The 12,861-nt window shown below is 41.8% G+C and carries 11 protein-coding genes; 4 read left to right on the top strand and 7 right to left on the bottom strand.

What is annotated here, in order from left to right:
* Positions 1-60: 60 nt before the first annotated feature.
* A complete protein-coding gene (locus tag EJ995_RS04950; RefSeq protein WP_126446231.1) occupies positions 61-588 on the top strand; it encodes a thioredoxin family protein in 528 nt (175 codons plus the stop codon).
* Here EJ995_RS04950 and EJ995_RS04945 read toward each other — a convergent pair.
* The 5 genes from EJ995_RS04945 to surE are packed head-to-tail and all read right to left on the bottom strand — an operon-like array spanning position 585 to position 5,505.
* A complete protein-coding gene (locus EJ995_RS04945) occupies positions 585-2,666 on the bottom strand; it encodes a ComEC/Rec2 family competence protein (protein WP_126446227.1) in 2,082 nt (693 codons plus the stop codon). The genes EJ995_RS04950 and EJ995_RS04945 overlap by 4 nt on opposite strands.
* 8 nt (positions 2,667-2,674) lie before the next feature.
* The gene (locus EJ995_RS04940) at positions 2,675-3,316 is read right to left on the bottom strand and encodes a C40 family peptidase (RefSeq protein WP_126446224.1); all 642 of its coding nucleotides are present in this window, start codon (positions 3,314-3,316) and stop codon (positions 2,675-2,677) included.
* 1 nt (position 3,317) lies between these two features.
* The gene (lpxB, locus tag EJ995_RS04935; RefSeq protein WP_126446221.1) at positions 3,318-4,430 is read right to left on the bottom strand and encodes a lipid-A-disaccharide synthase; all 1,113 of its coding nucleotides are present in this window, start codon (positions 4,428-4,430) and stop codon (positions 3,318-3,320) included.
* 3 nt (positions 4,431-4,433) lie between these two features.
* Positions 4,434-4,733 carry a hypothetical protein gene (locus EJ995_RS04930; RefSeq protein ID WP_241234692.1) on the bottom strand — a complete coding sequence of 100 codons (300 nt, stop codon included), beginning with the start codon at positions 4,731-4,733 and terminating at the stop codon, positions 4,434-4,436.
* A complete protein-coding gene (gene surE / locus EJ995_RS04925) occupies positions 4,723-5,505 on the bottom strand; it encodes a 5'/3'-nucleotidase SurE (RefSeq protein ID WP_126446218.1) in 783 nt (260 codons plus the stop codon). Before surE ends, EJ995_RS04930 begins: the two co-directional genes overlap by 11 nt.
* Positions 5,506-5,629: 124 nt before the next feature.
* On the opposite strand from surE, the gene EJ995_RS04920 reads away from it, so the two are divergent.
* Genes EJ995_RS04920 through EJ995_RS04910 form a run of 3 tightly spaced genes read left to right on the top strand, consistent with a single transcriptional unit; the run spans position 5,630 to position 9,665 of the window.
* Positions 5,630-7,768: a carboxy terminal-processing peptidase gene (locus EJ995_RS04920; RefSeq protein ID WP_126446215.1), complete on the top strand. Its 2,139-nt coding sequence runs from the start codon at positions 5,630-5,632 to the stop codon at positions 7,766-7,768.
* The gene (locus EJ995_RS04915) at positions 7,768-8,877 is read left to right on the top strand and encodes an ABC transporter permease (protein ID WP_126446212.1); all 1,110 of its coding nucleotides are present in this window, start codon (positions 7,768-7,770) and stop codon (positions 8,875-8,877) included. Before EJ995_RS04920 ends, EJ995_RS04915 begins: the two co-directional genes overlap by 1 nt.
* Complete coding sequence (locus EJ995_RS04910; RefSeq protein ID WP_126446209.1) at positions 8,874-9,665, top strand: DNA/RNA non-specific endonuclease; 792 nt, start codon at positions 8,874-8,876, stop codon at positions 9,663-9,665. Before EJ995_RS04915 ends, EJ995_RS04910 begins: the two co-directional genes overlap by 4 nt.
* Here EJ995_RS04910 and rodA read toward each other — a convergent pair whose 3' ends face one another.
* Positions 9,666-10,949, bottom strand: coding sequence for a rod shape-determining protein RodA (gene rodA / locus EJ995_RS04905; protein ID WP_126446206.1), 1,284 nt, complete (start codon positions 10,947-10,949; stop codon positions 9,666-9,668).
* A gap of 3 nt (positions 10,950-10,952) precedes the next feature.
* Positions 10,953-12,860, bottom strand: a complete 1,908-nt coding sequence (gene mrdA / locus EJ995_RS04900) for a penicillin-binding protein 2 (RefSeq protein WP_126446203.1) — start codon at positions 12,858-12,860, stop codon at positions 10,953-10,955.
* Position 12,861 lies beyond the last annotated feature (1 nt).

Below are 12,861 nucleotides of genomic sequence, written 5' to 3'. Positions count from 1 at the left end.
TATCAGAGAACGCACCATTTTGGTGCGTTTTTTGTTCTTAAGCGATTGTAAATTTGCAACATGAAGATTTTAGGAGCTTTCTTATTTTTTTTTATCGCTGTCACCGCTCATGCACAGGTCAACTGGATGAGCATGAATGACGCGCTCGCGGCGCAGAAAAAAGAGCCGCGCAAGATTCTTTTTAAGACCTACACAGAGTCTTGTCCTAATTGTAAGTGGATGGATGAGCACGCTTTCGCGAAAGCGGAACTCGCCAACTACATCAACACACACTACTATCCAGTGGCCTTTGATGCAGAAGGAAAGGAACCCATTACCTATAAGGGAAAAAAGTACGGCAATAAAAACTATGGCCGCTATCGTGGTGCCCAACACGAGCTCGCAGAAAAACTAAGAATCTTTGAATATCCAACGCTCATTTTCTTCGATGAGCGCGGCAATGTGATCAATCCAGTACCAGGCAAGATGGGTCCTAAAAAATTGGAAATCTATGTCACCATGCTGGCAGACGACACCTACAAATCCATAAGAACAGGAAAGGACTGGGCAGATTATCAAGCCAACTTCAATTACCAGCTCCAAGATTAGAGTTTAAGTAAATCAATTGCACCGTCATTATACGTATTAAAGAATTTGACGTTCATTTTCTCACAAGTGGCTGTCCATCGCTTTACATCGCTGGGATAATTTGACCCATCAGAGATAATGATTTGCGGCTGTACTTTCATGATCAGTTCTTCTAGATTGATCTTAGGTGATCCTTGCAATAATAGGATGGCATCTTCTGGTACTTGATCCAGAGCTCCCAAAACAGACGACTCATCAATTATCAAGATACTGCGGTCGCCATAGGATACTAGATTGGGTAGTGAGTCAATCACGATATGCTTTCCCTGCAGAAAACTAACATTTGACAATCGTTTGATACTGTTTGCGCGTCGTTGCGATTCCATATTTCCAGCAGCACAATAAAGCTGCGCCTGGTCTTTATTTGCTATTGTTATGGCACTTGCTCGTGACTGATGTAATACCATGAAATATTCTTCATCTTTCATGGAATCATATAATGAAACACCTATTAATAGAATCAAGGCAACTAGTGACACATGCAACATATTATTCGGCTTTACGAGAATAAATTGTTCCTTTTTACTGCGAGCAACATGAGGCTTGATAAAAAGAGCTAATCCCAACATTGCGATATAGATAAGTACCACCTGCCAACTGTCAAGATAGATGTCTTTAATGATTAATGAGGTCCAACTCCCTATAACACTTATGACCTCGATAATTGTTTCAAAAATGTAATTGAGAATCACAGCAAATTCTGAGGTTGGTATATTGCTCAACAGCGTTACAAAAAACAATATGGATAACCCAATGATGATAGGTAATACAGGTAGCAAGAGCATATTCCCTATGATAAAAGATACGGGCAATTGATGAAAATAGAATGCACTAAGTGGCGCTACTGCCAGCTGCGCTGCCAGCGTCACGCAAAATGTATTGATCAATAGTCTGTATAAGAAATTTCTTTTCTTAGGAAATAAGGACAAGAATAATGGCTGTAACAACACGATACCCAGAACAGCTGTATAACTAAGTTGGAAACCCACTTGAAATAATAATCGAGGATCAAGAACAAGTAGAAACAATGCCGATGCCGTCAAACTATGAAATACCGATGGCTTTTTCTTGAATGCCAGTCCCAATGCTACAAAAGAAAACATGGTGACCGCTCTGGTTATAGATGGCGACATTCCTGTCAAGAACGCAAAACACCATAACAATACAATTAACAACGCAGCCTGCAACCATCTACCATAAGGCAATCGGTGCATCCATCTAGTGGCAAACCTTAATATCAATAAAATAATTCCAACATGTAAACCGCTAAGTGCAAGTATGTGAATTACTCCAGCATCTCTAAAACTGCGACTTACTGCCGGATCAACATTTTGACGTTGCCCTAAAATCAACGCCTCAATCATCGCTCGTGGTTGAGCCTTGAGTTCTGAGGATTCTAGTTTTTCTAGAAGTGTGTTCCTCAACTGCACATACCATGGTAAGTCCGTTTTAGAACTTACTGACAAGATCTTGGGAAGATCTACATAAACCTGTCCGTAAACGTCGATAGATTTCAAATATTCCTTATAATTAAAATCTCCTGGATTGCGACCATCGCTGGCGGCATTTATATCATCAAAAGCTATAAGTCTTGACCCTACTTTTACTGCAACGGAATCTGTCTTTTTGAAAAGAACTAAAATGCTTCCAGACACCTGAGTGCCGCCGACAGAATGTAATTTGGCATAGAATCTATGATTGTATTGATTAGTAGCTAGTTGTTGCGTGAGCGTGAAGTCTATGAGTTGCTCAGCGCTTGTTTGCTCTAATTGTGAAAGGTGATTCTCGGGAAAAACCTCAGTTTGAATCTGATATAGACAAAATCCTATTACAGTAAATAGCAGGCTGCTACTTAAAGTGAAAATCCACTTGGATACCACGCTGAACCTAAAAATGAAGAAGCTGGTTAAAAAAGCGATAAACAATACTATTGAAACAGCACCTAACTGTAGTAAATCAAACTCAAGAAAACGCGCCGAGATTATTCCCAATACAAAGAATCCCAGCAATCTATAAAGCGGATAATCAAGCCAACGCATGGCCTAATTTAAGGAATAAGTCTTCCTGAACTGATATATCTGCCCAACCAGTACGGCTCATTAAAAGAAGAAACCGTGACACCGCGAGAAACGGTGGCGTGTACAAAACGTATTTCGGCAGGCGTGACTTGCACGACTAGCGCCACGTGATTGATTTTTTTACGGTTGCGACCCGTGGCAAAAAACATCAAATCACCCTTGCGCACCTCATCGATATCAATCGCCTCACTTGCGGCATAAAAACTGGCACTCGTTCTGGGCACTTGCTCGCCAGCCTCATCAAACGCAATATGAATCAAGCCGCTACAATCCATGCCCTTTCTAGTAGAACCGCCATATTTATATCGCACGCCGTCATATTTCATAGCATTTTCAATCGCATCGTCAATTAAGGAATTACTCTCGACCGTCAACAATTCATCATCTTCGGGCTGGTATATTTCATAATTGTCTTGGCCTCGACTGGCAGTCGATGTAGATCTATTTTGGACTTTTCCCTTGCGCAGCGCCTCCTTTTTGGTCGTGATAACTTTAGGACGTGCACTACCGCAACTTGCAAGAAACATGATTGACAAACTCAATGCTCCTGCGATGTAAAGTGATTTATAATTATTTTGCTTTCGCGAAAGCGTAATCCCAAAAATCTCCATCCTACATTAGGGATTTATATATTAAACCAGCTGTTTGCTCGCTGGCACCAGCGCCACCCAACTTTTTCTCAAGGTCATAATATTCCGCAAAAATCTTATTGCGATGCGTGGCATCAAGTATCAAGTCCAACTCTTTGGAAAGGGATTTTTTATTGAAGTCTTTTTGGATTAATTCTGTGACCACTGGTGCATCCATAATTAGGTTGACCAGCGATATATAATCCAGTTTTATGATGCGTTTTGCGATGTGATACGATATGGTGCTACCCTTGTAGCATACTACTTGTGGTACTTTAAATAGTGCAGTTTCTAGCGTCGCCGTTCCTGATGTTACCAGCGCGGCATGAGCCAAAGACAGTAAATCATAGGTCTCATTCATAACGACTTGCACGTCGCTAGATTGTGTAAACTGATCATAAAACTCGAGATCTTGGCCTGGTGCGCCAGCGATCACAAATTGATAATCTGGATAATCTGTAGCTAGTGATAGCATGACCTTGAGCATGCTCTTGATTTCCTGTTTGCGACTGCCCGGCAATAGTGCGATAAGCGGTCGATCATCCAGCTTGTGTTTCTTCAAGAACTTCACATGATCTACCTGATCGCGCTGCTGGATGGCATCAATCAATGGATGACCTACAAAATGAACAGGAAACTGATGTTTTTGTTCATAGAAATCTTTCTCAAAAGGCAAGATGACATACATCTCGTCCACATCGCGCTTGATGGCCTTGATGCGACCTTCTTTCCATGCCCATATTTGTGGTGATATGTAATAGTGGTTTTTGTAGCCATTGCTCCTGGCCCATTTCATAATCCTGAAATTAAAGCCTGGATAATCAATATAGATGATCACATCTGGACTGTAAGACTCTATATCCTGCTTACACAACTTGATGTTCTTGAAAATGGTGCGCAGGTTGCCCAACACCTCAACAAATCCCATAAACGCGAGATCCTTGTAGTGTTTAACGAGCGTGCCGCCTTGTGCCTGCATCAAATCACCACCCCAAAATCTAAATTGTGCCTCGCTATCAACCTCCTGCAATTGCTGCATCAATAGTGAGCCGTGCAAATCGCCGCTGGCCTCACCTGCAATGATGTAATATTTCATAGGCTAAAATTCAAAATATAAAATGGCAAATGCCGCAATGATGGTAGCCATGAGAACGCCACGTGCTTCATAAGTTTGTACAGGCTTGCGATACCTGCCAAAACCAGACCACAGGAAAAAGAAAAACAGGATCAAATTGAGGATGGCTCCCAAACCAATCAAGCTACCCATGATTCCCATCTCAATAGCATTTTCTATCACGTATTCAAACGCCTGATTGGTAAAAAAATAGATATACAGGAAGATGCCTGCAGCGTTTGCGAGCATACCTAGTAAAAATCCCTTTAATATTCTAATCTTCAAATTCCCAGGTATTGAGTTCTTGCAAATAATGGTGCGCCGTTAAATCGTACTGCACAGGAACTAGCGAAATATAATTATTCTCTAACGCCCATTCATCGGTGTCCTCGCCGTGATCATCGTTGACAAATTTACCGGTAAGCCAATAGTAATCCTTACCATAGGGATTTGTGCGCTTATCAAATTCCTCTACCCAATAGGCATTTGCCTGTCGGCACACTTTGATGCCTTTGATTTCTTCATTAGTGGCTTTTGGAATATTGACATTAAAGACAACACCTTTAGCCATGCCGTGTTTTAAAACCTGTTGAATGATATTCTTAATGTAGGGTCTGGCTGGTTCAAAGTCCGCATCTACGGCATAGTCGCATAGGGAAAAACCTATGGCTGGAATACCTTCTATTCCTGCTTCCATAGCCGCACTCATGGTACCGCTGTAAATGACATTAATCGCGCTATTGCTACCATGATTGATACCACTGATGCATAGGTCTGGTTTGCGGTCCAGTATCTCGTGACTAGCCATCTTGACGCAATCAACAGGCGTACCGCTGGTAGTGTATTCTTTGTGATCGTAATCATGCATCTTGAATTCCTTGATGTACAAGGTATCATTGATGGTAATGGCATGACCCATAGCGCTTTGCGGCTTGTCAGGTGCCACAACCACGACCTCACCTAAACTTGATGCGATATCTACTAGTGTTCTTATTCCTTTGGCGGTAATACCATCATCATTGGTTACAAGGATGAGCGGCTTTTTTTTGTCTGTCATATCATTCTTAAGGTGGTTAAAATTAAGTAAATTAGCTGTGAACTGTAGGTATGTCCTTTACTTTGCCGCTAGATAATGTTGGCACGATTTTTACACCTTGCCTCTTACACTAATGAAGATGTTTATGAAATTCCTTAAGAATAATTTTGCCATTGGTATTGTAGCCTTACTTATTGCTACTGCCAGCTGTAGTTTTACCAACAATACAGTGGATCCAGGCGACAAGCAAAAGGAAGAATTATTGATCAATCTGGTATCTCATGTGCTCAAACGCAGTCATTTTGCACCTGCAGATTTGACCGACCAGTTCTCACAGGATGTGTTTAACAACTTCATTTTTGAGATGGATCCTGCTAAACGCTATTTTTTACAAAGCGATTATGAAGACTTCAAAACCTTTGAATTCCTGATCGATGACCAGATAAGAGACAGCCGTGTTGATTTATTCAACATCGTTCACAAGAGATTATTAAAGCGTCAAAAAGAGTCTGAAAAGATTTTTTATGAAGTAATCGATCAACCATTTGATTTTACAATTGATGAAGAAATTGATACTGATTATGAGAACGCACCATATGCGACTGATAAAAAGGCTTTAAAGCAGCACTGGAAAAAGTTATTGAAGTTATCGGCTATTGGTATTTATCATGACAAGATTGAGTCGCAAAAAGATAAACCAGCGGACGAGCAAAAGTCTCTAGAAGAACTGGAAAAAGAAGCTCGCATGGAAGTAAAAAAATCCATGGTAGAGAATTTTGATTTGACTGAAGATGTAGAACGTATTGACTACTTCTCTGTGTTCTTAAATAATATTACCACGCACTTTGATCCACATACAAATTACTTTGCACCGCGCAGCAAGGATCGATTTGACACATCGATCAGTGGTCAACTAGAAGGAATAGGCGCGAGATTGCAAAAAAAGATGGATAATATCGCCGTTATGGAAATCATCTCTGGTGGTCCAGCGTGGAAAAGCGGCATGATTGAGAAAGGTGATGAAATCTTGAGAGTAGCTCAAGAAAATGATTCTATCGCTACGAGCATCGTTGGTATGAGAATAGGTGATGCCGTTGAACTGATTAAAGGTCCTAAAGGAACTAAAGTTATCCTGACGCTTAAAAAAGTAGATGGCTCGATTGAAGAAATCACGCTAGTGCGTGACGTTGTATTGATTGAAGAAACCTTTGCAAAATCTGCCATCATTGAAGATGCAGATGACTTTACTTATGGAATCATAGACCTACCTAAATTTTACTTTGATACTGAAAATGAACAAGGTCGCGCCTCAGGTGATGATGTAGCTCTAGAGATTGAAAAATTGAAGAAAGAAGGCGTTACAGGATTAGTTCTTGACTTAAGAAACAATGGTGGTGGTTCTTTACGCGAGGTGGTTGAAATGGTTGGACTTTTTATAGAAGATGGACCAGTAGTACAAGTTGCAGCGAGCAATGATCGCGTACAAACGTTAAGTGATTTTGATGATGGTAAAATCCTTTGGGATGGACCATTAGTGGTGTTGGTTAATGAATTAAGCGCTAGTGCTTCAGAGATTTTGGCTGCTGCGTTACAAGATTATGAGCGTGCAGTCGTGATAGGTAGCAAGCAAACATTTGGAAAAGGAACGGTTCAAAACTTTGACGATCTCAATCGATATGTACGCACAACAGAATATGGCGACCTGGGCGCTATCAAATTGACTACACAAAAATTTTATCGTATTAACGGCAAAAGCACACAGCTAGAAGGTGTCAAGAGTGACGTGGTAACTCCAGATCGTTATTCTTACATAGAAATAGGAGAGCGTGATGAGGAATTCCCGCTACCTTATGATGAGATAGCAGATGCTTCATTTGAGAAATTTACAGGCTTCCCTAACTTAAGACAAGTCATAGCCAATTCACAAAAGCGTGTCGATGCCAATAATTATTTCCAGCTGATTGATAAAAATGCACAATGGTTGAGCGAGCAGCGTGAGGCGTCCATTATACCGCTATCGCTAGAAAAATATAGCAAGCGATTGGATCGCCTAGAGGCAGAAACCGAACAGTTTGATGAACTAGACAACTATAAGAATGACCTGAGAGTCAAGGCGCTGGTTGATGAAGGCATACTGATGGAAGCAGATACCGTACTTGCTGATAAGCGCAATAGATGGTACAAAGCAGTACAAAAGGATCTTTATATAGAAGAAGCCGTACAGGTTCTCAAAGAACTAAAGGGCAACGGCATAGAAACTACAGGCATGTCGCTTAAAAATTAATGGCTACAGCTTCTCAATCCTTAGGAAAACAGGCGCTCCATAAACTTAGATCAAGTTTTTGGGGCGTTTTGAGTTTCTCCATCATTGCCTTTTATGCCTTTCTGGCTGTTTTTGCGTATGCGCTCGCGCCAGACGATAGCCCGTATGCAAACCAGATGCACCTCTCTATTCATTCACAACCACCAGGCTTTACCGTGGACATGATTGAAGTTCCCAACGCGACAAATCAGGAATCGCATTTTTTCTCGTGGTGGAATGGTAGCAACAATGAAAATCTAGAAATTCCCTTTGCAGAGGTGGAAATGCGCGATGGTACTGTGTTTTATCGGCCGTACGATGTGGACGATGCCTTGATGCCGTTTGAGCCACTGCAATGGAAAAATGTTGATGGGCTTGATCTGGTTAGCTTTCGCGAAAGCTACACATCCCAGAAAACATTCCTGCTGGGAACAGACAAATACGGTCGTGACCTGTTGAGTCGCATGTTGATAGGTGCACGAGTAAGCATTAGTATTGGTTTTATAGCCGTATTGATATCATTACTAATTGGCATACCGCTAGGTGCTATTGCCGGATATTACGGCGGTAAAATCGACGCGGCCATCATGTGGATCATTAACGTGACCTGGTCGATACCAACGCTACTCATGGTCATTGCCATTAGTATTGCGCTGGGTAAAGGATTTTTCACCGTTTTTATCGCTGTTGGGCTTACCATGTGGGTTGAAGTTGCACGCGTGGTACGTGGACAAGTGATTGTTGCCAAAGAATATCAATACGTCACCGCAGCACGAGCTTTGGGATTCAAGAACTGGCGTATCATTTATCGACACATATTACCCAATGTTTTGGCACCGGTGATTGTCATAAGTGCAGCAAATTTTGCCGCCGCTATTCTAATTGAAAGTGGGCTGAGCTTTCTGGGATTAGGTGCACAACCACCTATTCCATCTTGGGGTAGCATGATTAAAGATCACTATCAATATATAATCCTGGATAAAGCATATCTAGCCATCGTGCCTGGAGTAGCGATCATGACGCTGGTTATGGCTTTTATGCTTTTTGGCAATGCACTGCGAGATGCGCTGGATGTAAAATCAAGCTCATGAAAAAGATTTTAACGATAATCATTGTCATCGGACTAATTGTAGGCATGATTCTCATAGAAGACTATCAAAATGAGGCGATTTCCAAGGAAAATTTTGAAAACCAACGATCTAGTGATCTAGATGTGACTGATTATTTGCCTAGCAGCACAAATCAAGTGATTCATCACAAATCCTACAGCCTATCCTATAATGAAAGACATGAGCAGGCAGAATGGACTGCGCACGTCCTGCGTCCATCAGACATCCAGCAGGTAGATTTTAAACGACCTTACTTTGAGATCGATGACCAAGTATCCACAGGAGCTGCCAGCTGGCGCAATTATAAAAACAGTGGTTATGATCGTGGTCACCTAGTTCCTGCTGGCGATAGACGTGGTAGCATTCAGGATTTTAACGAGACATTCCTGACTAGCAATATAAGTCCACAACTTCATGAGTTTAATGCTGGTATCTGGAATGATCTAGAACAGCAAGTGCGTCGTTATGCGCAGCAATATGGTGATCTATATATTGTTACCGGTAGTATTTTGGGAAATAATCTATCCAGTATAGGTAATGAAAATGTTACCGTTCCCAGAAGCTTTTATAAAATTATACTTAGGGAAACCAATGATCAGCCAGTGATTCTCGCCTATTTGCTATCTCAAGATGATCAAGATACCAGCTTGAATTCCTATCTAATCAGCGTTGATCAAATTGAAACAATGACTGGTACAGACTTTTTTGCGCAATTGCCACATGATATTGAGGAAAAACTAGAGGCTCAAACAGCGCGACGCGGCTGGTAATCAATGATCATAACTCATTCTGTGCGCATCCAACTTTACAAAGATGAACAGCAGTATGGTAAAACCCCAAAGTCCACTACCACCGTAACTCATAAAAGGCAATGGTATGCCAACGGTAGGCAACAAGCCCAACACCATTCCTATATTTATAAAAAAGTGGATAAAGAAGATTCCTGCCACGCAGTACCCATAAACGCGAGCAAATTGATTGCGTTGACGCTCTGCCATGATGACTAGTCGATAGACGAGTGCCATGAATAGTATCACCGTAAATCCTGCACCTAGAAAACCCCATTCTTCACCTATGGCTGAGAATATAAAATCTGTATCCTGAGCTGGCACAAAACCACCTTGGGTTTGCGTGCCTTGCAGCAATCCTTTACCAGTAAGGCCACCACTACCTATCGCGATCTCACTTTGAATAATATTATACTGCACGCCCTGGCTGTCTTCCACTAGGCCTAGCACAATATTTATACGATTCCTGTGACGCTCCTGGAAGAGATTATCAAACACGTATTGTGTAGAGAAGGCAAATGCCGCACAGACCACCATGGCAAGTAAGTACCACGAGACTGCTGGTTTTGCAGTACGTCTTTGTTTGTAACGCTTTCGCGAAAGCAAAAACAACAAAAGCAACACAACAATAACAGTCACTGTAACCCAGATCGGGCCAATTAACAAGCTGCCTATGAACAAGGCTAGCGCCACCAAGCCTAGCGTTAGGAACCAGAGCGACAAACCCTCGCGATGAAGGGCAAAGAAAAATGCGCTATAAACGAGTGCGCTACCAGGATCTGGCTGCGGTACAATCAGGATGGCTGGCAGTAAAATAATACCGCTTACTATAATAAGATGCTTGAGGTCACGTACATTGATATCCAGCTGGCTTAAGTACTTAGCCACGGCAAGTGCGGTGGCAAATTTGGCAAACTCACTAGGCTGTAAGCTCACTGGCCCAAAGGCATACCATGAGGTCGCACCAGCAATCTCTTTACCAAAAACGAACAATCCTGCCAAGGACAACAAGGAAATGACATAGATGATACCAGCAAATCGTTCATAGAATTTGACCTCAACAGCGAGAATAATAACAATAAGAAATACGGCGAGACCTATCCACAAGAGCTGCTTGCCATAAACCTGATTCATATCAAGTATGGATTCATACTGCTCTACAGATGCGGCACTGTAAATACTCAACCATCCTATAGCGATGAGTGCCAGGTAAATGAGGATGATCCACAGGTCAAATTTAGGCTTGTTGCCTATGGCTGCATACATGTATTATGGACGTGTTTTTACAGGTTGATAATCCTCTACACGCACCGGTGGACCATTGATTTTGAAAGGCTCACCCAGAAGTGGTTTCTCGTACTCATGCTCCAGCGTGTGTTCTAGCACCCACTTTTCCAGATCGGTTCTCGTAATCTCGCCACGTATGTGTTTTTCTACCATGAGGCTGGCAATTTTGGCGGCAAATCTGGAACCGTAGTAACCGTTTTCTATAAATACGGCTAGAGCGATTTGTGGATCATCTTTAGGTGCGAAAGCTATAAACACGCTATGATCAGTAAGTTGAGTGGTCTTACCATCGATTTTGGCAAAATTTTCTGCAGTTCCCGTCTTACCACAGATCTCGATTCCTGGAACCTGGACGGCGATAGCAGTTCCTGATTTATACACCTGATTCATTCCTTCAATTACAGGTTCAAAATGACGGGCATCAATAGTTGTAAAACGTTTTGTGGTGTAATCTTCATTATCAATAGGCTCACCATTTTTTGCCTTGATAATGTGTGGCGTATAGAAATAACCGCGATTGGCAATAGCTGCAGTCATGTTTGCCAACTGTATAGGCGTTGCCGCTACCTCACCTTGACCTATACTGTTTGAAATCGTTGTGGTCGCATACCAATTGCCGCTAGGATATACTCGATCGTAGTAATCTGCATCTGGTATTCTACCCTTTTGACCGGCTGGCAAATCGTATCCCAGATAATTACCTAATCCAAAGGACGTTATATGCTTATTCCACTTATCCATGCCCTTGTGGCTATTGGGCGCGCTCTCGATAATACGTCTGTAAACTTGGGCAAAATAAGCATTACAGGACTCTGCTATTCCTTTTTCCATGGCTAACGGACTAGAATGAGCGTGACAACCTAGTGACTTGCGACCACCATAATCGTAACCGTGGCGACAGTAGAACTTCTCTTGGGTATTGACGACTCCTTCTTGCAAGGCAACCAATGCATTGAGAACCTTGAAAGGTGATCCTGGCGGATACATCGCTTGCAGACCACGATCATAGGTAGGTCTGGTGATCGTATCTCTTATGAGTGCATTGATGTTTTTGGAACGGTCACGTCCCATAGTGATACTAGGATCATAAAATGGCGCGCTCACCAGCGAGAGAATCTCACCTGTTTTAGGTTCAATAGCAACAATGCCACCGCGCTTGTTTTGAAGTAGTTTTTGCGCGTACGCCTGCAAATCATTGTCAAGTGTTACCGTAAGATCTACTCCTGGCACAGGAATAGTGTCATATCGACCATCTTCATAGCTTTCAATAGGACGACCTATGTTATCTCTTAAAAAGCGCTTAACTCCTTTTTTACCGCGCAATTCATTCTCATATTGAGATTCAATACCACTTTTACCAATCAAGTCGCCCATCTCATAAGACGGATTTACATCAATGACACCTTGATTAACTTCACGTATGTATCCTAGTACATTGGCACTATGGTCCACAAGATATTTGCGCAGTGATCGTCGTTGAATATAAAAACCAGGAAATTTGCGCAATCGTTCTTGTAACGATGCATATTCTATCTGAGTAAGTTGAGGCACCACTGGACTAGGTTTGCGATAGGACCAGTTTTTTGCTTTCTCTAGTTGCTTGATTAATTTTTCCTTGGGTATTTGTAATAGAGAACATAACTCTAGAGTATCTAGATTTTTGATCTCGCGAGGAATAACCATTACATCGTAGGCTACTTGATTGGAAACCATCAATTCACCATCGCGATCATAAATGGATCCACGTTCTGGATAGTCAAACACAGTTTTTACCGCATTGATTTCTGACTTAAGTTTGAGATCTTCTTCAAAAAATTGCAGGTAAGCAAGTCTGGAAATAAAGATGATTCCAGTGAGAGTCACAAAGAAAAGTAGCAGTAGCTTTTTCACT

Origin of the sequence: Nonlabens ponticola (genome assembly GCF_003966335.1) — a bacterium.
In the GTDB taxonomy this organism is placed as follows: domain Bacteria; phylum Bacteroidota; class Bacteroidia; order Flavobacteriales; family Flavobacteriaceae; genus Nonlabens; species Nonlabens ponticola.
This window is presented reverse-complemented; position numbering and strand designations above follow the sequence as displayed.

Excerpts from the sequence above, each read along its gene's own strand:
- EJ995_RS04950 (WP_126446231.1), top strand. The coding sequence starts at position 61 with ATGAAGATTTTAGGAGCTTTCTTATTTTTTTTTATCGCTGTCACCGCT.
- EJ995_RS04945 (WP_126446227.1), bottom strand. The coding sequence starts at position 2,666 with ATGCGTTGGCTTGATTATCCGCTTTATAGATTGCTGGGATTCTTTGTA.
- EJ995_RS04940 (WP_126446224.1), bottom strand. The coding sequence starts at position 3,316 with ATGGAGATTTTTGGGATTACGCTTTCGCGAAAGCAAAATAATTATAAA.
- lpxB (WP_126446221.1), bottom strand. The coding sequence starts at position 4,430 with ATGAAATATTACATCATTGCAGGTGAGGCCAGCGGCGATTTGCACGGC.
- surE (WP_126446218.1), bottom strand. The coding sequence starts at position 5,505 with ATGACAGACAAAAAAAAGCCGCTCATCCTTGTAACCAATGATGATGGT.
- EJ995_RS04920 (WP_126446215.1), top strand. The coding sequence starts at position 5,630 with ATGAAATTCCTTAAGAATAATTTTGCCATTGGTATTGTAGCCTTACTT.
- EJ995_RS04915 (WP_126446212.1), top strand. The coding sequence starts at position 7,768 with ATGGCTACAGCTTCTCAATCCTTAGGAAAACAGGCGCTCCATAAACTT.
- EJ995_RS04910 (WP_126446209.1), top strand. The coding sequence starts at position 8,874 with ATGAAAAAGATTTTAACGATAATCATTGTCATCGGACTAATTGTAGGC.
- rodA (WP_126446206.1), bottom strand. The coding sequence starts at position 10,949 with ATGTATGCAGCCATAGGCAACAAGCCTAAATTTGACCTGTGGATCATC.